Here is a 25,304-nt window from a genome sequence, read left to right as displayed (position 1 = left end):
CCCTCTAATTTTGTGCACATGAAAAGCTTTGTGACTCTTTTCGTTGCTTTATCCATGATGGTACAACCGCTTTGGCCCGTTGTGGAATACGTGGCCAATTACGATTACATAGTTACGGTGCTGTGCGAAAACAAGGAGAAACCACAGCTTCAATGTAATGGTAAATGTTATCTGGCCAAGCAACTGGAGAAAAGCGCAGAGCAAGACGAACAAAATCCATTTGGGGAACATAATCCAAACACAGAAATCCAACATCCCGTCTTTTTTCAGACTTTATTGGCTACTGGACTTGGAACCCAGTTCTCCAATACTTCCAAAGCTAAATTTACTGGAACTCCCCTACTGATTTCCAAGCTTTTTGTAGTGGAGATAAGCCAACCTCCAGAACTCGCCTGATGTTATTTGTTGTAGTTGTTTGATTGCAGGGGGCGCTCCCCTACTGGCACAACTACCCTTTCCTAAGAACTCTTTTAATAACAATCAGGATGAAATTCATTAGTAATCTTGGGCAATGTTCCTTGGAAGGAATTATGCCCAACAGAAAAACTTTACTACGCTACCTACTTTGTCTGTTACCATGTTTTGGACAATTGAATGGGCAGGAGCTCCAACAGGATAGTTTTACCCCATCTATTTTGCCAGTAAGTCTGGAAGAGGTGATACTTATTTCTTCGTACAAAAAATACCTGGAACACGAATCGCATCACAAACCACTCTCCACCTTGGACGAGTATTTGGAATCTTCCAAAAAAGTAAACTTGGTCAAACGGGGTGCCTATGCCTGGGAGCCCATTTTAAATGACATGGGCACCGAACGTTTGGCAGTGACCATTGATGGGATGCGCATTTTTGGAGCCTGCACGGACCGTATGGACCCGATAACCTCCTACGTGGATGTTTCCAATCTGTCCGATGTTCATGTGACCGGCGGACAGCAGGGAGCTAAACAGGGCGCAACCATTGGAGGCGCCATAGACCTACGTCTGGAGAAGAGCAATTTTAGACCTCTGGATTGGACCGCATCCATTGAAACAGGGTTTGAAAGCAACAATATGGCCCAAATTGTGGGTGGGGAACTCAACTATTCCAATGAACAGTTTTATCTGGATACGGATATTATTTATCGAAAGGCAGATAATTATGTGGATGGTAACGGTGAGGAAATAGCCTATTCCCAATTTGAAAAGTATAATCTCTCTGCAAATGCAGGATATAAGGTAGCCGAAGGAAAACAGCTTTTGGCCAGTTTTATATTTGATGAGGCTCGTGATGTTGGGTATCCAGCCCTGCCCATGGATGTTTCTCTGGCCCGTGCTTTCATTGGCTCTGTCAGCTGGGAGCAATCCAATTTTATTGGGGATTTTGAGCAATGGGAAACCAAGCTCTATGCCAATTCCATTACCCACGTGATGGATGATAGCCAGCGTCCGGATGTTCCCATTCGGATGGATATGCCTGGATGGAGCGATACCTATGGATTTTTCTCCCAGGCGCAATTAAAATTGGACGAGCACACGCTTTTGCTCAAAGTGGATGGGTTTTACAACCGTTCTTTAGCCGAGATGACCATGTATCCCAACGATCCCAATCAGCAAGAAATGTTTATGCTGACTTGGCCCGATGTAAGAACCTTGAATACCGGTTTATACGGAGAGGATAAAATTGAGATCGGTTCAGGAACCTTAAAGTTATCTGCAAGAGCAACCGTACAAGGTTTCAACATTGCAGATTCCTTTGGGCTTAACAGCCTACGCATTTTTTATCCTGAAATGGAACAGCGTCAAACCCGCTTTTTAAAAAGTGTGGCTGCGCAGTATCACAAGAAGTTTAAGACGGTTCACTTCACTGGTGGATTATCTTATGGTGACAGGGCTCCCACCGTGTCCGAAGGTTTTGGATTTTATCTGTTCAACAGTTTTGACAACCATGACTACATCGGGAATCCAGACTTAAAGAACGAGAAGGCCCTTGAAGCCAAACTGAAGCTATCCGTGCCTTTGGAAAAACTCAGTCTGGGATTGGATGCCAATTACTTCCATACCATGGATTATATCATTGGGGAGGTAAGCCCCAACCTAGATGTTATGACCATTGGTGCGGAAGGCGTTAAGGTCTACAACAACCTGGATTATGCCACGCTTTATAATCTCGGTTTGGATGCTAGCTATGAGTTTAGCCCAGACCTTGACCTTAGCGGTATGGTTACCTACCATCGAGGTAAGGATCAAGATAACAGGAACCTCCCCTTTATTAGCCCGCTTTCATATTCAGCCCAATTGCAATATGGAAAAGGAAGTTTTTCAGGTTCGGTTGGTATGAAGGGTGCGGCCGATCAAGTAAACTTCAATCCAGAGTTTGGGGAAGACCGAACAACTGCCTATACGGTGTTTTCTGCATCAGTGGGAAAGACCTTTTCAATTCAAAAAGACAAAATGCTTGTAAAAGCCGGAGTTGAGAATGTGTTTGACACCTTCTACTCCACCTATACCGATTGGAACAATATTCCAAGAATGGGGCGGAATTTTTATATGACCGTTTCCTACGCCATTAATTAAATCATTAAAAACAGAAATACATCAACTATGAAAACAATAAGACCTTTTTTAATAGCACTAACACTGATATTGGGATTTTCATCCTGTTCTGACAGTGAAGACGACCCTATAATAATTGATGATAACCCCCTATCGGATTATGTAATGCTGACCGCTATTGAATCCAATACCCATAGCGTGGAGATTTATTCAGAAGCTCAGCAAGCGTTTACTGTGGGTTACAATGAACTCTTTCTTCGAATTAAAGATGAGTCAAGCGATACCTACATCTCCAATGCCGAGATTTCCTGGAAACCGATGATGCACATGACAGAAATGATGCATTCCTGTCCAAAATCCAGTATTACCGTGACCGAGAACACCTCGGTCTATAAGGGTTATGCCGTATTCCAAATGCCTGGGAATTCTGAGGAATATTGGGAAATGGAAGTGGAATATACCGTGGATGGGGAAACCTTTACGGTTTCCAAACAAATTGAGGTCATTGCCCCTGCGGATGGAAATCAGAAAGTATCGGTATTCATGGGAGCTGACGAAACGCGTTATGTCCTCGCCATGATGCCACTGGAGCCCGAAGTTGCGGTAAACGACATTTCAGCTATGCTGTTTAAGATGGAGAACATGATGTCCTTCCCATTGGTTGAAAATTACAAGGTAAATATAGATCCCCGAATGCCAGGTATGGGCAACCATAGTTCACCCAACAATGAACCCCTTATTTACGATGCCGAATCCAAAAGCTATCAAGGTAAGTTGTCCCTGACCATGACAGGCTATTGGAAAATCAATATGGTGTTGGAAAATAATAACAGTGAAGTAATTAAGGGAGAGGAAGTTACAGACGACAACGAAAGTAGTAGTTTATATTTTGAATTGGAGTTTTAAGCGAATTCTTTAGGAACGAAAAAGACCACCTTTAAAAGGTGGTCTTTTTTATGATGTAACTATTTAGTTTTAAAGTTTGATATCCTGAACCGTACCATCGGGATAGGTTAGCGTCGCGTCATCATCGCACTCCCCTTCCCCAAAATCAACTAAGATGGTCAGTCCATTTTTGGCAACGTTCATGCTTCCACTGGTCAAGTATTCGCAACCTAAGGCGCCCTGAAGGTCACTTACCGTGGAAACGGAATAGGTATCGCCATCGGCCTCCACCTGCCAGGTTCCTGATAAGCTGAACGTGCTGTTTTCCAAAGAATCGCCAAAGGTGAAACTAAAAGTTTTGGTCCCGTTTTCAGAAATAATGCTTCCATCCTCCATTTCAATGGTCATATCACTCTCTACTGTAAATGATATGGCATTCTGCTCCGAGTTGGCAGAAAGAGCATAAGCTCTGGTACCATTGATTTTGATATCACCTACATAAAAATCTTCGTACACCGCTGTAAAGGCTGCAGTTTCATTTCCAACTTCATAGGTAACCGTCAAGGTACCGTTAACATTATCAGTGCCATTCAGGACACAGTTATTAAAAGTGGCCACGAATCCGGTATCTGTGTACTCGGCAGAATAACAGTCATTGCTTCCCTTGGCCGACTTAGCCGCAGCGCTGTTGGCAAACAATTCAGCAAGCGCGTTATCCGCAGTGCCTGCTATGTCATCCGTGCTCAGAATAGTTTGAAGGTTAGCTTCCGTCAGTGTTTGATCGCCAGTGGCAACGGCATCCTCACTACAAGATTGGAAAACGGCAATTATCAATGAAAATAGGGCTATAGTTTTCCAAGTGCTATTAAGTCTGTTCATGTTACGATAGTTTATGGGTTGTTGCACTAACGTAACAGGAATGGGCTTTAGTGTCATCCAAGGGAACAAATCGATAAAATGCGCGCTTCATTCCCAATATCAGTAAAAATCCAAGGATTTGTCTTATTTTACAGTATGCTATTACTTGTTTACAAAGAATTTATTGGATCACAGAACTTGAAAAAGGCTTTGACCATAGTGTTTTGCCTTGTGGTAAGTCACCTATCTGCCCAAGTAGGACCTGTAAAGGTTACAGAAACCAAAAGCAAGAACCGAATTGCCTTTTTCGCTGAAAATAGGACATTTACAGACTATGACGTATTGTTCGAAGTCAAAGGAAGTAATTTTAGACAAAGTGCGGCCAAGCCAAGATGGATTAGGGTTCCTGCGGCTTCGAGGGTTCATTTGAAGACCATTATTTTGATGCGGGACAAGCAGCCGGTGTATACCAAAACTTTAAAGACGAACGATAGTCTTTCCAAGCGGGCGTTGAAAAAGGAATTTGAGGTGTTGGACATTCCACCACCCAAAATCAAGCCTAAAAAGCAAATAACCATTTACACCTCTTCCGGCTGCGCAAGCTGTGATAGTATTGTTAGTCAACTTAGTTCCAAAAATTACATTTTCAGGAGTGTTTCGTTGGATGAAAAACCTGAGGTAAAGGAACAATTGGGCAAGTTCTTGGCAAAGTCCACCCAAGAAATGGATTCATTGTCCAGTCCCATTATAAGTTTGGATGGAAGATTGTACAGTTGGATTACTTCTTTTGACCAGATGATGGAGGAAGTAGAAAAGGATTAAGGCTGTTTTTGGGCTATGATGACCCACATTTGTTTACTTTCATCACGTTCCCAATCTCCATGATCTTCGATTTCGGAAATTATTGTAAAACCAGCTTGACGTAATTCCCTTCGTACGTATTTTGGCCCCAAGGAATGGGCATTTACCTGATCTCTTCTGGATTTACCCCTGACCCTATCCTTCAATTTTTCCATTAGCATCACCTTCCCTCCCACTTTTAATGCATCCTTGACGTGTCTTAGGATTTTCTCATGGGAATCCATTTCATGATAGGTATCGATAATGAATATGGCATCGAGTTCATCCTCCGGAAGTTTTGGGTCGTCATAATCCCCTCTAATGGTAATGATGTTTTTAAGGTTACGGTCCGAGGCATTTTCCCTTAAGGTTTCCAATCGGTCCGAACGGACGTCTACCGCATATACCCTACCCTCGTTCTTAACCAGACGCGCCAACCGAATGGACAAATATCCTTCATGGCATCCTATATCCGCTACCTTATCACCGCTTTCGATCCCCGAAAGTTGCAATAGGTATTCGGTCTTCATCCATAAATCACGCTCTGGCCAATCTTCCTCGGTGTACTGTGCCTCACAGACAACCATACCCAGAAAGAAAAGCCAAAGCGTGGAATGGTATTTTATCATTTTTGGAATCAATCCTCAATTAGGCCTTGCCCTTCAATCCATGGGGCGCCGGCAGCTTTCAGCTCTGCCTCAATGGACGGAATGGTACTTTTTATAAGGGCATTAAGCTCCTTTTTAACATCGCTTAATTGCTTGCTGGCCCTTTGTAAGGCAGCTTTGTGGTTACCGGTAGGCCCATACGTATTACCCAATGCTACCTGCCCAATAAATGCTCCATCTCCAGGTGAAGGCGGGTTCTTCTCTCCTACCTCATTTCTGGATGGGCTTCCCGTCATTGTCTTTTTGATGGCCTGCAATTGAGATCTAACATCATAAATTTTAGAGGACAATGCCGCGGTTGGGTTTGAAGCTTGATCAAAGGCGCGCTTCATAGCATCTACCTTGGCAATGCTTCTATCCAAATTGGTGTTCGTTGCGGTCATATTCTGCTGAAAAGCTTGGAACTGCTTCCTAAAGGCATCAATCTCGCTGGTAGGTTTGGCAGGCAGCGCACCTTTTCTAAGCGGTTTCACCTCAAAGTTTTGAGATTCCGAAAGTTCTTTTAACTCGCCATTGACTCGCTGGTATAGCGTAACCGAATAATTCCCAGGGGTTGCCGTATACGGCGAACCTAAAAAGTCGTCATCACCTCCTTTGGGTTTTTCAAGTTTGATGCCGGTTCTATCTGCATATTTTAAATCCCAGGATACTCTGTTGAATCCTTTTTTATTGGTTCCCTTTACAGAATTGACCACATTTCCTGCAGCATCCCTTACCAAAAGCACCAACTCAGGTTTTTCCTGATTGTTTTCTTTATCCAAGGCCTCCCAACCAGGGAAAGCAATACTTGACTTCTGCTTGTTCAATGTTTTCTCACGCTTGGCTCTTTCCTCCTTCAGAGTTTTCAGTTTTTCCGGAAGGAAATAAGTAAAGACCGCTCCGTAAGGTGGATTTTTTGCCACATATTTCGTATTGCCCTGACCGTAAACCCCGTCTTTTTCGATGTACCAATAAGCCGGTTTTACTTTGTAAAGGGTAGCCTCTCCCATTTTGGAAGTGTCAAAATCCCTTAGGGCAGAGATATCATCCAATACATAGAATCCACGTCCAAACGAAGCGCAAACCAAGTCATCTTCCCTTCTTTGAATGGTTAAATCCCTAAAGGAAATGGTTGGTAATCCACCGTCCAACTGCATCCAGCTGGAACCACCGTTGTTGGTGAAATAAATTCCGAATTCGGTTGCTGCAAACAGGAGGCCTTTTTTCTTATGGTCCTGTACAATCCTCCAGGTAATCAATCGCTTTGGAAGGTTTCCATTGATGAAGGTCCAGCTGTTTCCTTTGTCTGTACTTTTTAGGATGTAAGGTTTGAAATCACCTTCCTTGTGATTATCCAATACCAAATACACCGTATTGGCATCATAAAGGTCAGCCCTAACATCGTTTACAAAAGCTCTGGAAGGCACTCCTTTAATGGTGCCTAGGTTAATCCTTCTCCAGCTAGTGCCCCCATTCTCCGTAACCTGAAGAATTCCATCATCCGTTCCAGCATAGATCAAACCCTCTTGAACCGGTGACTCAGCCAGGGAAGTTATTGTATTGTAATTGGACATGGCCAACACATCCCACGAGTTGTCCCAGCTTTGCTGACGTCCCATGATGGGTAAGTTCAAGCGCTCCTCATTTCTTGTCAAATCGCCTGAAATCGCAGTCCATTCATCTCCCCTATTCTCGGATTTCCAAACGCGGTAGGACGCAAAATACAAGCGAGTTGGTTTGTGTGGACTAACCAAAATAGGCGCATCCCAATTGAATCTTTCATGTGGTTCCCCAGCTGCAGGTTGCGGTTGAATGAATACCGTTTCTCCTGTAGTTTGATCTATTCGCCATAGCCAACCCTGCTGGAATTCACCGTAAGTGATATCTGGATTTCCAGGTTCAGTAGCAGACTGGTGTCCGTCAGCACCCAACGTAATCCACCAGTCGGAATTTAAGATTCCCTCACTGCTTGCGGTTCTAGACGGTCCTCCATGGGAGCCGTTGTCCTGTGTTCCGCCATAAATATTGTAAAAGGGAGCAGAATCATCCACCGCTACCTTATAATACTGGGTCAAGGGAAGATTTCCAAAATACCTCCAGGTTTTTGTCAAGTCGTAGGATTCATATAATCCACCATCTGTTCCAAAGAGAACATAGTTTGGATCAGATTTCTTAAAGGCCATGGCATGACTGTCCACGTGCTTTTTCTCCTCGTTCATGGATGTAAAGGTCTTTCCATGATCATCAGATACTTGTACCACGTTGTTCATGAGAAACAATTTCCCCTCATGATGGGGTGACGCATACAATTCTTGATAGTAGTGTGGCCCTGTGGCTCCAGATACCGCATCCGATTGCTTTGTCCAAGAAGCTCCTCCATTTTTGGAAATGTAAACCCCACCTTTTCTTCTATCCAATTCAATGGCAGCATATAGGGTTTCATTATTGAAGGGTGATAGCGCAAGACCAATTTTACCCATATTGGATTTGGGAAGTCCGTTACTCAATTTGGTCCAAGTCTCACCTCCGTCCGTGCTTTTATGAAGTCCGGAACCAGGTCCACCGCCCATAAGCGCAGCAACCGTTCTGTGTCTGTCCCAAGTGGCTGCATAGATTACATCTGGGTTGGTAGGGTCCATGGCAATATCCGTAACACCGGTCCATTCATTGTTGCCCAATGTTTTACGCCACGTCTTTCCACCATCCGCGGACTTATAGAATCCACGTTGACCACCTTTGCTCCAAAGTGGCCCCTGGGATGCCACCATAATAACATTCGAGTTTTCTGGATGGACAATGATTTTTGAAAGATGCTCGGAAGATTTCAGGCCCATGTTTTTCCATGTCTTTCCTTCGTCATGACTCACATAAATACCGTCTCCAAAACCAACATGTCTACCTCCAACATTTTCTCCTGTACCTACCCAAATGGTGCTTGGGTTATTTGGATCAATGGTAACACAGCCAATGGAATAGCTGGCCTGTTTGTCAAAAATTGGTTTCCATGTAGTTCCATTATTGATGGTTTTCCAGACTCCACCAGAACCAACGGCCACATACCAAACACTTTCATTTTTTGGATGGATGGCAATGTCTGCAATTCGACCCGAAGTAAGAGCTGGGCCCAGACTTCTGAATTCGAGTCCTTTAAAGGTTGTTGAATCTGGTTTTTGGGCGGTTAAGTGAAGGGAAAAAACAAAAAGAGATAGGATTGCTGAATAAATTCTCAAGCGGTGTTTCATTTTAAAAAATTAGATTGAATTAGTCGCTGAAAGATAAGTAAATACATCAGCCTTAAATCTAAAAAAAATGTGAAAAAATGAGTTTATCTATCCTTTATTCGATAAACAAATTTTAAGCCGCTCCAATCCTCGTCCACAGCCGCTACTTTGGTGTCCACCAAACCTATAGCCAAAAGATGTTCCCTTATCGGGTCTCGTTTAAGATCTGTTGTTATTTTGGAACTTCCCTTGGGCCAACTCACCCATAACAAGCCAGTTTTTTTTAGAGCAGGTTTGTAGATTTCAACAGCTTCTGCAAGTTCAGATCTGGTAGTGCAGAATAAATGAATGAAATCAACAGATTCTGACGGGGCCTGTTCTTTAAAAGAAATTCCAGATGGTAGATCAGAAAATAAATCCAAATAATGTTTAGGTTGGTTCACGACCAAGATGCTAAACCCTTCCTTTATCCCCAATTTCTTAGCCAGAGGAGTTCCTGAATACCCTGAAGTTGTTTTCAAAATGTTCGTTTTACACCAAATTAAAACAAATTGGTCAATCTTTTGCCTTCATAAAGTGATATAGGTTGTCAATTGCTCCCCTAGCACTTTTTTCAACTGCCTTTTTGCCTAGAAAGAATCCTAAAATTCTTTTTATCAGGGACTTTGATTCCCAATAGAACTCAACTTTTAAGTGGCTGGATCCATCCGGGTTTGGTGAAAAAATATAGAATTGATAAAAGTCATCAAACAGAGGATGGTTATGGGTCAGTTCGCCATAAATCAAATTTCCGGGATCGGTCTCCTTGGAAATGGTTATAAAATCCAGATGTTTACCGTTGATCACACAGGTATGTTCACTTCCTAGTCTGGTAACCTCATGTTCGTTGTATTCCAATTTATCCACTCCTTGCTGCCAATTGTGCCGAAGCGCATAATTCGTAATGTTTTCCATAACTTCCTGTGCCGGAGCTGGGAAATCCTGTTCCACTACAACTTGGGGAGGTTCATCAAATTTTAGCAATTTGGGTTGGACAAAACTTCGGAGTTTCAACTCCTTGGGATCGATCAACGAATAGATGTATTCCACTTCTTTCTCATCATAGATGTCCGAGCCTTGCCTAAACCTGAACATCTTGCTGGAATAATATGGGGATAACATAATGTCCAATGCCAATTTCCGACTTATCAGCGTATAGTTATCGCTGGCCACGGAATTTTTTAGTAATCTATGGGCTTCTATCACTTGTTCTCCAAAGGGTTTTCGGGTGCCCTGCACTTCAATATGCTGTAGATGTCCACTGTGGGCAATGATCTTGAGCTGTAGGTTGGGAGCTGTGGCGCAAGCATTGCAAGGGCAAACCCTATTTTTCTCCAACATCTTTAGGTGGCTATAAAAAGCCGTGAACATGGACTCTATTTGTGCTAGCAGATTTTCTTGGGAAGGCACTTCATTCTCTTTGTAAAAGAAAAGGGCATCACCCTCAATTTCCGCCAGTTTTAAATCTTGGGTGTTGGCATTCACCAACACTTCCAATAATTCTGATATTACATGTTGGCTATGTTCTATCTCGGTAGTCTGGATAAACTTGGTATATCCAGAGATATCTGGAATGAACAAAAGGGATTTGGACATGTTTTTGATTGAATGTTACACTAAATAGTCTGGTCTGGAAAAAGAAACTTACGTCAAACGGTTTACTCCTCCAACTTCGTCAATAGTTGCTTGAAGCCAAGCGCCACTCCATTGGTCCAGCCAAAGCCATCTTGAGTCTCATACTCCCCTCCCCCTGATAACAGGCTTAAATCCTCAACATTGTACTTTTCCATCATTTTACCGGTATTCTTGTAAACCTTTTCATTTAAGGCCAACCAGCGATGCATGATTTCGATAGCTTCTTCTTTGAAACCGTAATTCAAGAGGCCTTTAACGGCAATCCACTGCAGCGGCGCCCAGCCATTGGGGGCGTCCCATTGTTGTCCGGAATGCTCCAAGGTAGTTAACAAACCACCATCCTTTAAAAATTGGGTCATGATAACTTCCTTTACCATGTTTGCCTGTTCTTGGGTAGCTATTTCAAAATAAAGTGGAAACATGGCTGCCAAAGTTGGATTGGGTGTACTGCCTTCCTTTTCAAAATTGTAGTCCAGATAGAATCCTTCTTCTTGATTCCAAAGGTATTCCTGAATCAATGCGCTTCTTTTTTTGGCAAGCTGACCGTATTTTTCTGCTTGTTCGAGCTTACCGTCCAGATTTGCTCCAGTTGCAATAAGTTGCTCCAAATAATACAACAAGCAATTCAGGTCAATAGGTAAGATGGCGGTGGTTTCGGTGGTTTCAAATTTCCCTTTTTCACCGTACCAACGAGAACTAAAGTCCCATCCAGAAGCTGCCGCCGACCTTAAGTTCTTGTATAGAGACAGTTTGGATGAATCTGTAGGCAGTTCACTGGCCAAATGCAGGTCTTCCTTGTAAGCTTCCGGCCTAGGGCTTGTTCCCTTGTCCCAGTAGCGATTCAAAAAGTTGGATTGCCCCATGGGAACCACATGTTCGATAGGGTCCTCACTTATGTCATCAGCGGATCCGTTCATCCAAAACTCATATTCTTTAATTAGCTGGGGCAAGTACTTTACAGTTATCTCATGATCCTTTCGAGCTATAGCTCCCACCATTAGTGCGTAGAATGGAGGCTGCGACCTTGTTCTGTAATAATTGCGTGTACCGTTTGGTATAAAACCAACGGAATCAATCAAAAAACTAAAGTTGTCCACCATATTGGCGGCCAAATCATCCCTGCCAGCCACTAAAAGCCCTTCCAACGTAAAATAACTATCCCAATAATAGATTTCCTGAAATCTTCCTCCTGGTACAACGTATTTATAGGGTAGTGATATCCTTGAACCATGGGGCACAACAGCATCTGGTCCTCGCGTTAGTTTATCCCACATCAATGCAATGTGTTCATACATGGTTTTGGTGGTATCTGTCTCAAATTCCAATGCTTTCATGGATTGGTCCTCAAAGTGATTTTCAACAAAAGCAGACAAGTCAAAGCCCTCCTCCTGTTTGGCAAGAAGGTACTCCGTTTCCAGTTCTAAAAAGTGCTTTTTTGGAACAAGGTCCACAAAGGTTTTGGAATCCTTGAACAAACCGGAAAGCTGGACATCCTTGAACAGTTCTGTTTGATATAAACTTTCGGGTTTAACCGAATCTTGTTGCTTACAGCAAATGATAAGCAAACAAAGAAGCACTAATGGGATAAAACGTAGTTTCATTGGAAAGGGAATTGTATTGAAAAACAAAAAGGTTCAGAAAATTAGGGAATTAATCCCATTTTCTGAACCCCGTGGTGTGATTCTTCATTCAAGACAACTACGGTTCCGAGGAGAGAGACATTGGAATGCGGGTGTGGTAGTTACTGAATCAATTTTTGACCCCACTAGAATTTTGAACCGCGCTTAAACTGTCCGTGACCATCTGTGTCCGAGCTTCCTCCTCATCCCTAGGAGGTTCGTAATCATCTGATTTGCTACTACTGCAGGCCATCAAAAGCATCACTCCAAACAGCATTAAAAAGAGCGCGTATTTGATTGCATTTTTCATGACTAATCATTTTCATTTTTACCTAATGTAGCATTTTTAAAGCTGCTGACGCATGTTTATGTGTAAATCGTATACGATTCTGTATAATTCGCTGTATACAACCTAAGAAGACTTAAAATACCCGATTTAACCCCACTTGTTAAGCCAAGTCTAGAATGAAGAACTTTAAGTGAGAAAAACATAATCCTGGATTTTTGCCTCTATCTTAATCCATCGTGGAGGTACACTAATCCATTGAAATTGTTTCCTCAATAATATGCCCTTCCAAGGAGAACCCCCGTATCAGAAACATTGGATTGGGCAAAGAGATGTTGGAAATTTTGAACGTTACCCTGCCCTTCTCGCCTGAAACAAGTTTAGGCTTCCAATCTATTTCCTTAATGGGTAAGGGCTGCCTGTTGAATTCATACAATGGGGTATAGTACTTTATAGATTTGTCATACCCTTTTTTAACAACATGCCCTTGAAACAATTCTTCGATTCCCTTTTTATAGTTGTCCGTAGTGAAAACTTGGTAGGATCTATGTCCTCTAACGGATGTCACGAACACATTTTCAACATCGGTCATACGCAAATTCAGATGGCGCAGGTCATCAGATCCGGCCCGTTTTCCATCAACAACCAATTGAGCCTCCTTGCTGCCAGCAGTTAAATACCATTCCTCACCATTCCAAGTGTTCAACACCACTCCGTCCCTATTTAAGAATTGAAATATGTTATCGTTTTTGGAACGATACGTATCTGAAATGTCCATATTGTAGTACAACCCAATATTTGAGACCAGGGGTTTGTATTTTTTAATTAATCGTTTGCGCTCCAGACGTCTTTTGCTCAATTGTTTGGTGCTCACCTCGACTTCATCCAAACGAGTTATGTTGTCATTGTCCAATTCGTCAAAAAAATCAGAAAAATCCTTGCTCTCCAAAGCATGTACATGCGGTTTTCGTAATGCATCCCATCTTAGCGGAAGTGAGATGCGGGTGATGGTATCCACAACCAAAGTTTGTGGCTTAATGGCCTCCGAACCATTTTCCAAGAATGCTATTTTAATACTGTCCCCTTTATAAATGAGTAGTTTTTTAAAGTCAAACTCCTTTTTTCCTTGAAGCGATATTTTATCAATAATCTCATCTTTATTGGACAACAATACCAGACTGTCCGATGCTATTGGACCTACTTTTCCTTTTAAATGAAAACCAAGTTCAAAGTTGTTTGTGACCTTCGGGTGAAGTTCTTGGATTATCTGTTGATGCTGCACCCAGCCTTGGGTCAAAAGTAGAAGGTCTAAGTGCTCCAATCTTTTCTTGTTGCTTTCGTTGAAATAATAGAATGGTTTATCAACATGTCCGCGGATGTAGGGTAACAATAAATATGCCCCAACCATACTTGCCCTATTGACGTATGTGTAGTCATCGTTAACGGAAAGTACAGAAACGCTAAGATTGGTGCGTATGGGATGTTTTGTAACCCTATCCAAGGTAGTCAGTTGGTACAAAATGGAATCTTGCTCCCTTTTTATAGGTTGAAGCCCAATATTGGACCTAGGACTATCAGGTCTTTCAATAAAGAACTTTCTTCCTAGAACGGGCGTGTCCCCTTTAAAAATGGTAACCGAATTGACACCATTGTGAAAGAGCTTTTTTTCGGCTATAATTTCAATCTTGTTTGATTTAATTGAATCAATTGATAAATAATCTATCAGCTGGTTTTTTTGATATAACAAAAGGGAGTAGTTTCCTTCAAAAGACCTAATGGTATTTTCATTGGTCTGCAGCTGAATCATGACGCTATCCTGGGTTCTATTTGAGATAGATAGGGCAAATCCTGTTCTTTTAGCCTTTGGCAGTGGTTTTCGTATAATGGTATCGCTAATTTGAACAACGGCTTCATAATGTTCACCTTCCGCATAACCAAAACTGCATTTGGCCATTCCCAAATGTTCTTCAGAAAAACTGACAATTTTCTCTCTCTTGGAATTGACCACATATCCTTCAAAGCCAGTATGCTCACCGTCCACCAAAGCCTTAATCCCCATGGTGTTTTCAACTCCCTCTAGAAAATTCCCACCTTCTGGAAAAAATTGAATGTCATAAAGCGTGTTTGACAAACCTTCCCTTCTATTGGCATTATCCAGCAAATCAAGCCGGTGATGATACACATTTTCCTCACCAAAATTCTTCATGTAGTTGGTATACGCCTGGAGGTATACATTTTTTCCTAGCAAGTCTTCGCTTAAAAAAAACTGTCCAATGCCGACACCTTTATTGATCAAAACATTGTTTGTCTCAATTAAATTGCCATCCGAATCAAATAAATCTACGTAAACCAACGTAGTGGTCAAGGCGGGCATGTTGGTTTTGGTTGCCACATATACCTTAAACCAGACTACATCTGTTTTGGAATAGATTTCCTTATTGGTATGGATAAAGATTTTTTCAAAATAGGGTTGCTGATTTTTTAAAGGGGTAAGGATATTGGTCTCAAAAGTACTTTGAGCCATTAAGACTGTTGGAAGCGCAATTATACATACTAGGGAAAAAAGGAGTTTCATCAAGACTTCCGTATATAGAGCTCAAATTAAATAAAATTGTCAGAAAAGTAAACAAGAGTTGCTTTGCACCTTTAAACATTCCAAATAAAACCTTACTGATGCTAAGTAGCATTCAAGAAAGGTGTTTTTTACTAACGGATTGGTCCCTTGCCCTTGTTTTATTGTGCTTTACCGATGTTTGGATAAAAATCGTATACGATTCTTTATATTTAGCCGTATGCAACCTCAGATACTTAGAAACCAGGTAAAATCCCATCTGCTCAATCAAATCCAAAACGGAAAACTCCAAGTAGGTAGAACCATTAATCTTGCCCTATTATCGCGTCAATTAGGAGTAAGTGTAACTCCAATTCGCGAAGCATTAAGCCAACTGGAGCAATCCAGGGTCATTTGTGCGGTACCCAATAGGGGTTTTGTGGTGACCCAACTTAGTAGGCAGGAGGCAAAGAATATCTATGAGACGGTTGCACAATTGGAAATTATGGCTGTAGAGGGGTCACAATATACCGATTCGGATATTGAGGCATTGAGAAGGCAGCAAATCAGGCTACAGCAATCCCATACCCCCTTTAAAAGATTGGAGGCCAGGTTTGATTTCCATCATATTTTGGTGAGAAACTGTACGAACACTGTATTGCTGCAAATTCTTGAGGATTTGAAAACCCGCTTGCTATTTTACGAGCAAGGATATGGTAATGATGCCAGTTTTTATGAAAATGTGGACAATCAAAATGAAGCAATTATTCATGCCATTGCGGAGAATAACGTTCCAACGGCAGCCTTGATCCTTAAAATGAACTGGATGGTGGTGCTGGAATATGTGGAGAAACAGTTGAGTGCTTGACCTTTAAATACTAAAAGTAGTGAGGCAGCGTTAATCCATAAAGGTCTCACCTATGCAATTCTTAAATAAGGAAATTGAATCCCTGGTCAAACGTAAGACGGCCAATTCATTGATTAAAAAGCAGATTTCTTGTGGCATTTTCCAAGATTTGGGAAAACAAGAATTGGAAAGTGAACAAACCCAGAAATCCAAGTAGATTTAATCCTCGAACAAGGAAGTATCCACCCCTGGAATCAACTTCACCGCATTTTTATAGTACACCTTTTTCAAGACTTCGTTTGGTAAGTCCAAGCCGTACATAGCCCAGAATGCATGGTATTTTTTATAGTAGGGAAAGTACTCATCCGCCGTTTCCAAAACCCTAAAGTACGTTGGGAACTCCTCCGGTTTCCAGCTATCCTTTCCAAATAAGATCCTGTCTTGATATTTAATGAAAAACTGTTTGGCCTGCCTGGGTTGACGTCCGAGTTCAGCAATGATAGCGCCAATACCCACATACATATTGGGCATTTCATCCATCAACTCCCCTAACCTACCCAAATTATTGGCATACCATCCCATGTGGGCATTGATGAATTTGGTTTTGGGGTGTTTTTTAAACATCCTATGCTGCTCATCAATAATTTGTTGCCAAGGTGCGGGATTGGTCGCAGAACGCTTTCTTCTAGGTCTGGTTTTCAGTTCCAACCATCTCTCGTTACTGCTATCCATAGGATCCCAGAACGATTTTGGGTCTGCGGCATGAATCAAAACAGGGATTCCCAATTCGGCACACTTCTCCCAAACGGGATCCAGTCTTGGGTCATCTATGGCCACCCGATTGCCCTCGTTATCCTTGTATCTCAGCCCTAGACTTTTATAGATTTTAAGCCCTTTGGCACCACTTTCAACATCCAACTCCAATTGGGCCGCCGCCAATTCGCCCCAGTTGGCGGTACCTACGCCACTAAAATCTACATTTGCAAAGACAACAAATCGGTTGGGAAAGTTATCATTCACGTTTTTAAGCTTTGCCCTTAGCCCAGCTCCCGAGCCGCCACTCAGGTTCACCATCACCCCCATGTTCATCTGATCCATATCCCTGATCAACTCTGACAAATCCTGGGATTCCATATTAAACTGATGGCTATGTACGTCAATAAAAGTGAATTTTGCCCTCTTCACAGGATTTTCCGGTACAACCAAGGTTGATTTTGGGTTGTATTCCTCAAAACCCATTTCTTGACCTGCAACAGTTCCAAATAAGACAAAAAAGATTAAAGTAAAACTATATATTTTCATTATTAACCTTTTGTTTTTCAGTGATATAATTATAATCATTAATGGTATCAACATCAAGAGCTTTATCCATAGAAGGAATGGATATACAATCATTTTTGTATTTGGAAATCAGCTTCCTAGCTCCAAATTTTTGATTTAATCCAAACAGCTCTTCAAATAGGGAATGATGAAAAATGGCAGGAACCCCAAGTCCGTTTTCATATTCGGTGGCAACAATTTTACTAGAACTGCCTAAAAAATTCGTTTTTAGCTCGGTCAAAAAAGAAGAATCTATTAATGGCTGGTCTGCAAGCATAATCAAAACTCCCTGTGGGATTACATTGGATTTTATAACCTCATTTATACCAAAAGCAATAGAGCTTCCCATTCCTGTTTTCCAATCAGGGTTATGGACAACATGTGCCTTTATCTCCATAGATTCTGATATATGCTTGGCGTTCGCCCCCAAAACCACATAAACCTGTGAAGAAACTGGCTTGGCCTGTTCAATGGCATTCCCCAACAAGGTGGTCTTCCCCCAAGCTAAGAGCTGTTTAACAGTTCCTTGCATACGAGTAGATGCCCCAGCAGCCAAAATAATCGTTGAAATTTCTTTGGTCATGACCTAAGTGTGAATCCGACCCATTTTATGCTTCAATAATGTAGGTTCCTTCCCCCTTACCACGGTGAGAATCTCCGAAACCACCGAAACGGCTATTTCCTGCGGGGTTTCCGCACCAATATCAATTCCAGCTGGACCATGGACACTTTCCAAAAATTCCTCAGAAACATCTGGACAACGCTCCATAAGCTCATCAAAGAGTTTTTCCCTTCTTCTAAGTGGCCCCAAAAGACCGATGTATATTCCCTTTTGCTCCCTTAGTGCCATCAAGAACTGTAAATCCTTAACATAGCTATGGGTCATAACAACCACAGCGGTTTGATTGTCCAAAGTAGGTTGGTAGAATTCTGGTTCCACGCTTATCAATTGTTGAATCCCTGGAAAATCCCTTTCGGATTTTTCTTCCCTGGGGTTAGCCACAACCGTAACCTCCCAGCCTGTGGCGGTGGCATATTTACACAATTGTACGGCATCATGTTCGGCTCCAATAATCACCAGTTGAAAACACGGATGCATCTCCTGTTCAAATTGCAGTAGACCTTTACTATCTGAAACTTCCGAATTATTTATTGGATTTGTATCATTCTGGAAGTGAAACAACGTACCGTAATCTGGATTTTCGCCTGGCTCTTTTTCAAAATACGAACTGATGGAAAAGCTTTGGCGTGTTTTGATGGTGTCCCAAAACTGGTCAAGGAACGCAGCGTCAGGGTTAAACTCTTCCAAAAGGATATAAAGAATGCCTTCGCAACCCAACCTATACCTTCCATCGTAAACCATGACTTTGCCATCGGCGGTGGCAAATACCGATTCCGCCTGTCTCAAAACTTCTTTTTCCACACATCCGCCGCTTACGGCCCCTACCATATCTCCATTATCAAAAATCAGCATTCTCACCCCTGGTCTGCGGTACGATGAACCGTCCAATGCTACAACGGTGGCCAAAACCGACTTTCTTCCCAGTTTCTTTTTTTCTTCGAATTCTTGTACGATGTGCTTTAGCTCGTGCGTCATGAAACCATGTTTCTTGCTGGAATAAACGGAACCAATTGCTCTTCTTCTACCTTTTCTTGTGGCTTTAGGCTAATAAATCCATCAGCTTTAGAAAGCGCCATCAAATCTCCAGAACCTGTGGTGGAGATTCTTGTGGCCATAAGTTTTCCGTTGACCCAATCTACCCTGACTCCAATAAAAAGGGTAAGATCCGTGGTGTTTTCCGTTGGTTCTTTTAAAAATACATCAAATTGCGGGGAAGCCATTCCCAAAGTTTTGTTAAGCCAAGGTTTAAAATACACATGATAGCTTACAAAGGTGGAAACAGGGTTTCCAGGAAAGGAAAAAATGGTCGTGTTGGACTTTTTATGTTGTCCAAACCAAAAAGGTTTACCTGGGCGCTGACGAACCTTGTGAAATACTTTTTCCACTCCCAAAGCATCAAAGGTTTGGGGCAAAAAGTCAAATTTGCCCTTGGACACTCCTCCACTCAACAACATCACGTCATAATTTTTTAAGATTTCGCCCAATTTATCTTTTAAGATTGATGGATTATCAATGAAGTGGAAGCAATCTGATGGAATTTGTAACCTTTTAAGCAAAGCTTGAAGGGTATGCACGTTTGATTTTCGGATTTGATGCGGTTCAGGCTTCTCCTCCACATCAACCAACTCATTTCCAGTAGAAATAACGGCAATTTTGGGTAGTTTTTTAACCTTGATTTTGGACTTTCCCACCGATGCTAAAACACCTATCTCCGCTTCGTTTATCAGGATTCCTTCCGAAAGCAGCACCTCTCCTTGGGCCACATCGCTCGCCTTATAATGAATGTTCTGTCCTTTTTTGACCGATTCACGAAGTGAAAAACCGTTATCCTCCTCTTCAAGGTGTTCGTACATGATTACGGTATCCGCATTTTTGGGAACCATGGCCCCAGTCATAACCTCAATACAATGTGAAGCGTCCAAAAGTTGTTGTTGGGGACTACCCGCTTGCGCCATTCCAGATATCGGGAAGTTTTGGTTGGCTGACTGAATTCCAGTAAAATTTATGGCAATACCATCCTTGGTTGCTCTATCAAACGGAGGGAAATCCCTATCTGCATGGATTGGCTCTGCCAAAATTCTACCAAGGCAATCTGAAAGGTGAACCTCCTCGGCACCAAAATTCGAGGAAAGATTCAGTACCTCTTGTAACGCGTTTTCGTGTGAAATCATTATGAATTATGGCTTAGTGCCATCATTTGGTTCATCCCGCCTAAAATAGAATAAAATTGGATGTTGGGATAATTGGATTGTAGTTGTTTTACGGCTTGGGCGCTTCGTTTTCCAGACTGACAAATGACATAGATTGTATCATTAACAGTGAAATCAAACTGCTTTGAATCCAGTTGGTTCAATGGGATATTTATGGCTTTGGACAAGTGGTTGGTTTCAAACTCGGCAACAGTTCTAACATCAATCAGTACATGTTCTGTTTTCAAGCCTTGGAGCTGCCGATACGCATCCGCTGAGATTTCTGGAATTACTTCACAATCAGGTGTCTCATAAAACTCTTGGAGCGCTTTGATTTCTTGGTGGACGGGATTCGCCTTAAAGTTGAATTTGCTCATTTGTTGGCTTAGGCCATCGTAAATCAGCAACTTTCCTGACAATACTTCTCCTATACCTGCAACCAGCTTAACTGCTTCCAAAGCCTGGAGCGTTCCTATTACTCCCGGAATCACCCCTAAAACTCCATTGTCATTGCAATCAGGAACTTCTTCCGAAGTGGGCATATTGGGATATAAGCAGCGGTACGTAGGACCTCCTTTATAATTGAGCACGCTCACATGTCCTTCAAAACCATGTAAAGCCCCATAAACAAAAGGCTTGTTCAAAATAACACAGGCATCATTGATAAGGTAGCGGGTTGGGAAGTTATCCGTAGCGTCTATTACCACATCGTATTCCGATATAATCCCAAGCGCATTTTCCTTCGTCAAAAACGTATCGTAAAGCTCGAAAATGGTTTGCGAATTCTGTGCTTGCAATTTCTCATGGGCCACCTCCAATTTGGATTGTCCCAAATCTTTTTCTGTATATAATACTTGCCTTTGAAGATTATGCAGTTCTACCACGTCTTGATCCATAAGGCCCAGGGTTCCTACTCCCATTGCATTTAGATATTGTACCACCGGTAGCCCCAATCCACCCAAACCAACGACCAAAACCTTGGCCTTGGTAAGTTTGTCCTGGCCATCAGGGCCAAAACCTTTTAAACGGGTCTGTCTGTCGTACCTAAAATCCATGCTATCCCAATTTGGATTTGGCAAATTCGTAATCCGATAACGAATTGGCATTGTACAATACTTCATCCTGAATGGGATGAACCAACTGGATATCTGAATTGATCAAAAATTTTCTGGGACAGGTGCTATCCGTACTCTCCAAATGCTCAATGGACTTTTTAAGCGCCGCAGGCTCCCAAATGGTGACCAAGGGTTCCGGAAGACCACTTTCATGAGTAGCATATGAGGTGGCCAACATATCTGGATTTCGCTTCGCGGCCAAATCTTTTATGGATTCCAAATCCAAAAGAGGAAGGTCGCACGCCAAGACCATCCAGGCTACATTGGGATGTGCTTTATGGGCACTTAAAATTCCATTAAAGGGCCCACGATAGTCATTTTGATCCACTATAACATTAAACTCATTTGAAACGGACGCTCGTTGTTCATCCCTCACACTCAAATAAACTTCAGCACAAACTTGTTCCAAAAGATGGTATAGATATTCCTGCTGTGGACGACCATGGTAATTTAAAAGACCTTTATCAGAGCCCATACGAGTACTCTTACCTCCGGCAAGCACCAAACCATATAATTGTGGAATTTCCTTTGACATAAATTGAATTGGACTTTTGAATTAACCGCCAATGGAGGTCATGGAATTATCAAATACGGTTCGGGAATGTTCTTCTTGTGCCTCAAATCCCGTTTTGGCCCTTGACCCCACGGCTTTTAGAATGGCGTTTTCAACTCCTTTCTTAGCAGCTTCTCCTCGGATAATATCCCTGATATTCGCTTTAGGTTTCCCATAGAGACAAGTAATCACATCTCCCGTGGCCGTAATTCTCAATCGATTACAGCTCCCACAGAATGTACGGCTAAAAGAAGGGATGATTCCAAAAGTTCCAGCGTGCCCTTGGATTTTGTAATTCACCGAAGTAGACGTTTTGGGGGATTCCAACTTCTCAAAATTTGGATAGCTATGGCCCACATGTTCCAAAATGGCTTTATGATTCCATTTAATACCATCAAAGTTTTTAGAGCCACCATTAAAAGGCATTTCCTCCAAAAACCTAACCGAAACCTTGTGATGTTTCATAACCTCCAAAATGGGGATAATATCTTGTTCGTTCTGCCCCTCCAACACAATAAAATTGATTCTCACGTTGAATCCTTCGGTGATCAAACGTATTAAGTTATTGTGCACCGTATCAAACTGGTTCCTACGCGTAATCCGTTCAAAAGTTTCCCTGTTGATGGAATCCAGACTCACGTTGATGTTTTTAATCCCGAGTTCCTTTAACTCATCAATATGAGGGCCTATTACCGTGGCGTTGGTCGTTACCGAAATATCATTTAGTCCGGACATTTTGGTCAAAGCCCTTAATAAGCGCATCAAATCTTTGCGTACAAAAGGTTCACCGCCCGTAATCCGAATTTTATCTATCCCCTGCCCTACAAGAACCTCGCTCACTTGGATGAGTTCATCAATTGTGAGGAGCTTATTGTTTTCTGCAAAATCAATTCCTTCTGACGGCATGCAATAGTTACATCGGAGATTGCACCGATCTGTAACCGCAAGTCTTAAATAATTGATTTGTCTGTTATGATTGTCTATCAGCATAGTTCAGCTTCTCTACCTAAGTGCAAGATACTACTTTGCCCACAGTTAACCTCCGCTAACTGGCGGGATAAGTGCAATTTCGTCATAAGCGTCTATGGATGTTTCATCTTGCGCGTAAGCATTGTTTACAGCAACAGCCAAGGAAGAAAGCTTATTGAGTTCCGGATAGGTTTCCCCTAAGAACTCTTTAAGCTCTTTGACTGTTTTTGGAATTTTTCTGCCTGTAGCGCTAGCTGTGGGAACGGACAAGGTGGAGCTGCCCACTATGTCCTTGGTTATCCCGAACAACAGTATTGTCATAAAATCAACCTATTACTTCCTTTTCAGGTACTTTTAAAAGTTCTGGATTTTTGCTGAATGGTTGTTGATATAGCCTATTGCCCGTAGCTGCCTTGAATGCGTTGGCAATGGCCCCTCCAGCTGGTGGCAAAGTTGGTTCACCCAAACCTGTTGGAGAAAGCTCATTCTTGATGAAATGGGTTTCCACTTCGGGAACCTCGCGCATTCTGATGAGTCTGTATTTATCAAAATTCTGGGCATGTCCTTTTCCACCATCAAAGGTAAAATCACCGTACATGGAATGTCCTACCCCATCAATTACACCGCCTTCTGCCTGATTGGCTGCTCCCGTTGGGTTCACCACAATTCCGCAATCAACTACACAAGTTATTTTCTTGACCACGGGTTCACCATTTTCAATCTCTACATCGGCCACCTCCGCTACATGGGAGTTATGGCAATAGTAATTCACAAATCCTTGGTAAACATGGCTGGGTTTGGTACCCCAACCTGATTTTTCAACGGCAACCTTGATCACCTCTTTCATACGTTCTGGAGAGTATTCGATGCGTTCATCCGCTTCAGCATCTACTTTGTCCAACAAATCCAAACGCATTTGAATCTTATCCACTTCCATTAGCTCTGCTAGCTCATCAAAAAAACTTTGCTCTGCCGATGCCAAGAAATTGGTATAAGGCGCTCTCCATGCTCCTGTGGTTATGTTACTGTCGTATGACGCGGAATCCACTTGGTAATTTTCAATGGCACCTGCCGGAAAGAAATTTGGAATCAATCCGTACATACCATCATTGATAGCAGCTTCCTTTAAGTGATAAGCTGTTATTTTCCCATCTTTGATGCCCGCCTTGATTCGGTATTTGATCGCAGGTCTGTAGACTCCTATTCCCATATCATCTTCCCGGGTGAAAACCACTTTTACCGGTTTTCTTATGGCATCGGCTACTTCAGCAGCCTCAATAACAAAATCCCCAAACAAACGTCTACCAAATCCGCCACCCATACGGGTCATTTCCAGAAGGATGTCTTTTTCTTCCCTTCCCAACATTTTGGCAACCAAACCGGCTTTCCAAGCTGGGGTTTGAATAGGCCCTACCAGATGCACTTTTTCATCGGTTACATCTGCATAGAAATTCATGGGTTCTAGACAATTGTGTGGTAAAAATGGCGATTCATAGGTTCGTTCCAGAATCTCATCCGCTTCTGCAAAAGCCTTTTTCACATCCCCATCGGAACGCATGGTATTGAACTCGTTTCCATCGAGGAGAGCGGTAAGTTTTTTATCGTGATCCTCCGTGCTTTCAACCGTAGTATCATCTTCCCAAACCGCCTCAATAGCTTCTTTGGCCTTAAAGGCTTGCCAAGTTGTTTCTGCTATCACCGCTATTTTATCGCTTGAGGAAATCTTGCTTCCAAAACCTGGATCTTCGGCCAACAGGTTTCTCACTTTTTCACCAATTTTGACCACATCAAGCACTCCAGGCATGCTTTTCGCCTTGCTATCGTCATAGGAAACCAACTTTTTTCCAAAGGCAGGAGGTCTAACCAAAGCGGCATACACCATACCCTCAGCTTTATAGTCCAATCCAAACAGCGGTTTGCCTGTTGTAATCTTATCTATATCCACATTGGTGGCACTTTTCCCCATGATTTTATAATCCTTAGGATCTTTTAAGGCCACTTCTTCCGGGACTTCCAGCAATGCAGCCTCATTGACCACATCCCCGTATCCCAAAGTTTCTCCAGCCGCGTTGGTAATAACACCTTCGCTTACGGTGCACTCGGCGGCATCCACGCCCCATCGAGCGGCTGCGGCATTGACTAACATTTGTTTTGCAGTTGCCCCGGTTTGCCTAAGTGCATCCCAACCAAAACGAATGGATTGGCTACCACCCGCTACTTGTCGCTGGTAATTTTCTGTATCCAATATGCCCTGTTCCACGTAGACGTCCTTCCAGGCCACATCCAGCTCTTCGGCTATGATCATGGGCATGGACGTCTTTACGCCTTGTCCAATTTCAGGATTTGGAGAATATATGGTTACCGCGCCATTATCTGCAATCTTGATAAAGGCATTAAAGTCGTTGTAATTCAGAAGTGAAAGATCCACAGGCGGTTCGGCCTTGGGTTTACACGCCTGAAAAAGATTAAAGCCAATGAGCATTCCGCCTCCAGCCAAGGAGGAAGTACGCATAAAGGCCCTTCTACTAAATGTTATTGTTGAATTTGATGACATTTTGATGTTTTTAGAGGTGG

General features: G+C 42.4%; 23 protein-coding genes. 6 read left to right on the top strand and 17 right to left on the bottom strand.

What is annotated here, in order from left to right:
• The first annotated feature begins 18 nt into the window (after nt 1-18).
• From ACOOE0_RS14455 to ACOOE0_RS14445, 3 genes are all read left to right on the top strand, one after another.
• Complete coding sequence (locus tag ACOOE0_RS14455; RefSeq protein WP_420399610.1) at nt 19-396, top strand: hypothetical protein; 378 nt, start codon at nt 19-21, stop codon at nt 394-396.
• Nucleotides 397-485: 89 nt separating this feature from the next.
• The gene (locus tag ACOOE0_RS14450) at nt 486-2,555 is read left to right on the top strand and encodes a TonB-dependent receptor (RefSeq protein ID WP_420399609.1); all 2,070 of its coding nucleotides are present in this window, start codon (nt 486-488) and stop codon (nt 2,553-2,555) included.
• A gap of 27 nt (nt 2,556-2,582) precedes the next feature.
• A complete protein-coding gene (locus ACOOE0_RS14445; protein ID WP_420399608.1) occupies nt 2,583-3,440 on the top strand; it encodes a hypothetical protein in 858 nt (285 codons plus the stop codon).
• 69 nt (nt 3,441-3,509) lie between these two features.
• On the opposite strand, the gene ACOOE0_RS14440 is transcribed toward ACOOE0_RS14445, so the two are convergent.
• On the bottom strand, nt 3,510-4,298 hold the full coding sequence (locus tag ACOOE0_RS14440; RefSeq protein WP_420399607.1) for a hypothetical protein: 789 nt from the start codon (nt 4,296-4,298) through the stop codon (nt 3,510-3,512).
• Between the two features lie 135 nt (nt 4,299-4,433).
• On the opposite strand from ACOOE0_RS14440, the gene ACOOE0_RS14435 reads away from it, so the two are divergent.
• A complete protein-coding gene (locus ACOOE0_RS14435; protein ID WP_420399606.1) occupies nt 4,434-5,099 on the top strand; it encodes a glutaredoxin domain-containing protein in 666 nt (221 codons plus the stop codon).
• On the opposite strand, the gene ACOOE0_RS14430 is transcribed toward ACOOE0_RS14435, so the two are convergent.
• From ACOOE0_RS14430 to ACOOE0_RS14400, 7 genes are all read right to left on the bottom strand, one after another.
• On the bottom strand, nt 5,096-5,746 hold the full coding sequence (locus tag ACOOE0_RS14430; RefSeq protein ID WP_420399605.1) for a class I SAM-dependent methyltransferase: 651 nt from the start codon (nt 5,744-5,746) through the stop codon (nt 5,096-5,098). The genes ACOOE0_RS14435 and ACOOE0_RS14430 overlap by 4 nt on opposite strands.
• An 8-nt stretch (nt 5,747-5,754) precedes the next feature.
• Nucleotides 5,755-9,006 (bottom strand): WD40/YVTN/BNR-like repeat-containing protein, encoded by a 3,252-nt coding sequence (locus ACOOE0_RS14425; RefSeq protein WP_420399604.1) that lies wholly within the window; start codon nt 9,004-9,006, stop codon nt 5,755-5,757.
• 83 nt (nt 9,007-9,089) lie between these two features.
• Nucleotides 9,090-9,506 (bottom strand): DUF3052 domain-containing protein, encoded by a 417-nt coding sequence (locus ACOOE0_RS14420; RefSeq protein ID WP_420399603.1) that lies wholly within the window; start codon nt 9,504-9,506, stop codon nt 9,090-9,092.
• A gap of 34 nt (nt 9,507-9,540) precedes the next feature.
• Nucleotides 9,541-10,620 (bottom strand): DUF2652 domain-containing protein, encoded by a 1,080-nt coding sequence (locus ACOOE0_RS14415; protein ID WP_420399602.1) that lies wholly within the window; start codon nt 10,618-10,620, stop codon nt 9,541-9,543.
• 62 nt (nt 10,621-10,682) lie between these two features.
• Complete coding sequence (gene treF / locus ACOOE0_RS14410) at nt 10,683-12,260, bottom strand: alpha,alpha-trehalase TreF (RefSeq protein WP_420399601.1); 1,578 nt, start codon at nt 12,258-12,260, stop codon at nt 10,683-10,685.
• Between the two features lie 148 nt (nt 12,261-12,408).
• Nucleotides 12,409-12,588 carry a hypothetical protein gene (locus ACOOE0_RS14405; RefSeq protein WP_420399600.1) on the bottom strand — a complete coding sequence of 60 codons (180 nt, stop codon included), beginning with the start codon at nt 12,586-12,588 and terminating at the stop codon, nt 12,409-12,411.
• 226 nt (nt 12,589-12,814) lie between these two features.
• Nucleotides 12,815-15,088 carry a hypothetical protein gene (locus ACOOE0_RS14400; RefSeq protein WP_420399599.1) on the bottom strand — a complete coding sequence of 758 codons (2,274 nt, stop codon included), beginning with the start codon at nt 15,086-15,088 and terminating at the stop codon, nt 12,815-12,817.
• Between the two features lie 268 nt (nt 15,089-15,356).
• Between ACOOE0_RS14400 and ACOOE0_RS14395 the strand changes: the two genes are divergently transcribed.
• Together ACOOE0_RS14395 and ACOOE0_RS14390 are read left to right on the top strand one after the other, a co-directional pair.
• On the top strand, nt 15,357-15,983 hold the full coding sequence (locus tag ACOOE0_RS14395) for a GntR family transcriptional regulator (RefSeq protein WP_420399598.1): 627 nt from the start codon (nt 15,357-15,359) through the stop codon (nt 15,981-15,983).
• A gap of 52 nt (nt 15,984-16,035) precedes the next feature.
• On the top strand, nt 16,036-16,179 hold the full coding sequence (locus tag ACOOE0_RS14390) for a hypothetical protein (protein WP_420399597.1): 144 nt from the start codon (nt 16,036-16,038) through the stop codon (nt 16,177-16,179).
• A gap of 2 nt (nt 16,180-16,181) precedes the next feature.
• Here the strand turns inward: ACOOE0_RS14390 and ACOOE0_RS14385 are convergent, their stop codons facing one another.
• The 9 genes from ACOOE0_RS14385 to ACOOE0_RS14345 are packed head-to-tail and all read right to left on the bottom strand — an operon-like array spanning nt 16,182 to nt 25,284.
• Nucleotides 16,182-17,264 (bottom strand): amidohydrolase family protein, encoded by a 1,083-nt coding sequence (locus tag ACOOE0_RS14385; protein ID WP_420399596.1) that lies wholly within the window; start codon nt 17,262-17,264, stop codon nt 16,182-16,184.
• A complete protein-coding gene (locus ACOOE0_RS14380; protein WP_420399595.1) occupies nt 17,251-17,865 on the bottom strand; it encodes a nucleotidyltransferase family protein in 615 nt (204 codons plus the stop codon). The genes ACOOE0_RS14385 and ACOOE0_RS14380 overlap by 14 nt, the downstream gene beginning before the upstream one ends.
• Nucleotides 17,866-17,868: 3 nt before the next feature.
• Nucleotides 17,869-18,879, bottom strand: coding sequence for an XdhC family protein (locus ACOOE0_RS14375; RefSeq protein WP_420399594.1), 1,011 nt, complete (start codon nt 18,877-18,879; stop codon nt 17,869-17,871).
• A complete protein-coding gene (locus ACOOE0_RS14370; protein ID WP_420399593.1) occupies nt 18,876-20,075 on the bottom strand; it encodes a molybdopterin molybdotransferase MoeA in 1,200 nt (399 codons plus the stop codon). The genes ACOOE0_RS14375 and ACOOE0_RS14370 overlap by 4 nt, the downstream gene beginning before the upstream one ends.
• The gene (locus ACOOE0_RS14365) at nt 20,075-21,148 is read right to left on the bottom strand and encodes a ThiF family adenylyltransferase (protein WP_420399592.1); all 1,074 of its coding nucleotides are present in this window, start codon (nt 21,146-21,148) and stop codon (nt 20,075-20,077) included. Before ACOOE0_RS14365 ends, ACOOE0_RS14370 begins: the two co-directional genes overlap by 1 nt.
• Nucleotide 21,149: 1 nt before the next feature.
• On the bottom strand, nt 21,150-21,743 hold the full coding sequence (locus ACOOE0_RS14360; protein ID WP_420399591.1) for an NTP transferase domain-containing protein: 594 nt from the start codon (nt 21,741-21,743) through the stop codon (nt 21,150-21,152).
• Nucleotides 21,744-21,764: 21 nt separating this feature from the next.
• Entirely contained in the window at nt 21,765-22,751 is a 987-nt protein-coding gene (gene moaA / locus ACOOE0_RS14355) for a GTP 3',8-cyclase MoaA (RefSeq protein WP_420399590.1), read from the bottom strand.
• 45 nt (nt 22,752-22,796) lie between these two features.
• Nucleotides 22,797-23,051: a MoaD/ThiS family protein gene (locus tag ACOOE0_RS14350; RefSeq protein WP_138832906.1), complete on the bottom strand. Its 255-nt coding sequence runs from the start codon at nt 23,049-23,051 to the stop codon at nt 22,797-22,799.
• A 4-nt stretch (nt 23,052-23,055) separates the two neighbouring features.
• Nucleotides 23,056-25,284 (bottom strand): molybdopterin cofactor-binding domain-containing protein, encoded by a 2,229-nt coding sequence (locus tag ACOOE0_RS14345; RefSeq protein ID WP_420399589.1) that lies wholly within the window; start codon nt 25,282-25,284, stop codon nt 23,056-23,058.
• Between the last annotated feature and the right edge of the window lie 20 nt (nt 25,285-25,304).

This window comes from Flagellimonas sp., from assembly GCF_965215805.1.
Lineage (GTDB): Bacteria > Bacteroidota > Bacteroidia > Flavobacteriales > Flavobacteriaceae > Flagellimonas.
Note: the sequence above shows the minus strand (reverse complement) of the source record. Positions and strands in the feature narration are given on the sequence as shown.

Excerpts from the sequence above, each read along its gene's own strand:
- ACOOE0_RS14455 (WP_420399610.1), top strand. The coding sequence starts at position 19 with ATGAAAAGCTTTGTGACTCTTTTCGTTGCTTTATCCATGATGGTACAA.
- ACOOE0_RS14450 (WP_420399609.1), top strand. The coding sequence starts at position 486 with ATGAAATTCATTAGTAATCTTGGGCAATGTTCCTTGGAAGGAATTATG.
- ACOOE0_RS14445 (WP_420399608.1), top strand. The coding sequence starts at position 2,583 with ATGAAAACAATAAGACCTTTTTTAATAGCACTAACACTGATATTGGGA.
- ACOOE0_RS14440 (WP_420399607.1), bottom strand. The coding sequence starts at position 4,298 with ATGAACAGACTTAATAGCACTTGGAAAACTATAGCCCTATTTTCATTG.
- ACOOE0_RS14435 (WP_420399606.1), top strand. The coding sequence starts at position 4,434 with ATGCTATTACTTGTTTACAAAGAATTTATTGGATCACAGAACTTGAAA.
- ACOOE0_RS14430 (WP_420399605.1), bottom strand. The coding sequence starts at position 5,746 with ATGATAAAATACCATTCCACGCTTTGGCTTTTCTTTCTGGGTATGGTT.
- ACOOE0_RS14425 (WP_420399604.1), bottom strand. The coding sequence starts at position 9,006 with ATGAAACACCGCTTGAGAATTTATTCAGCAATCCTATCTCTTTTTGTT.
- ACOOE0_RS14415 (WP_420399602.1), bottom strand. The coding sequence starts at position 10,620 with ATGTCCAAATCCCTTTTGTTCATTCCAGATATCTCTGGATATACCAAG.
- treF (WP_420399601.1), bottom strand. The coding sequence starts at position 12,260 with ATGAAACTACGTTTTATCCCATTAGTGCTTCTTTGTTTGCTTATCATT.
- ACOOE0_RS14405 (WP_420399600.1), bottom strand. The coding sequence starts at position 12,588 with ATGAAAAATGCAATCAAATACGCGCTCTTTTTAATGCTGTTTGGAGTG.
- ACOOE0_RS14400 (WP_420399599.1), bottom strand. The coding sequence starts at position 15,088 with ATGGCTCAAAGTACTTTTGAGACCAATATCCTTACCCCTTTAAAAAAT.
- ACOOE0_RS14395 (WP_420399598.1), top strand. The coding sequence starts at position 15,357 with ATGCAACCTCAGATACTTAGAAACCAGGTAAAATCCCATCTGCTCAAT.
- ACOOE0_RS14390 (WP_420399597.1), top strand. The coding sequence starts at position 16,036 with ATGCAATTCTTAAATAAGGAAATTGAATCCCTGGTCAAACGTAAGACG.
- ACOOE0_RS14385 (WP_420399596.1), bottom strand. The coding sequence starts at position 17,264 with ATGAAAATATATAGTTTTACTTTAATCTTTTTTGTCTTATTTGGAACT.
- ACOOE0_RS14380 (WP_420399595.1), bottom strand. The coding sequence starts at position 17,865 with ATGACCAAAGAAATTTCAACGATTATTTTGGCTGCTGGGGCATCTACT.
- ACOOE0_RS14375 (WP_420399594.1), bottom strand. The coding sequence starts at position 18,879 with ATGACGCACGAGCTAAAGCACATCGTACAAGAATTCGAAGAAAAAAAG.
- ACOOE0_RS14370 (WP_420399593.1), bottom strand. The coding sequence starts at position 20,075 with ATGATTTCACACGAAAACGCGTTACAAGAGGTACTGAATCTTTCCTCG.
- ACOOE0_RS14365 (WP_420399592.1), bottom strand. The coding sequence starts at position 21,148 with ATGGATTTTAGGTACGACAGACAGACCCGTTTAAAAGGTTTTGGCCCT.
- ACOOE0_RS14360 (WP_420399591.1), bottom strand. The coding sequence starts at position 21,743 with ATGTCAAAGGAAATTCCACAATTATATGGTTTGGTGCTTGCCGGAGGT.
- moaA (WP_420399590.1), bottom strand. The coding sequence starts at position 22,751 with ATGCTGATAGACAATCATAACAGACAAATCAATTATTTAAGACTTGCG.
- ACOOE0_RS14350 (WP_138832906.1), bottom strand. The coding sequence starts at position 23,051 with ATGACAATACTGTTGTTCGGGATAACCAAGGACATAGTGGGCAGCTCC.
- ACOOE0_RS14345 (WP_420399589.1), bottom strand. The coding sequence starts at position 25,284 with ATGTCATCAAATTCAACAATAACATTTAGTAGAAGGGCCTTTATGCGT.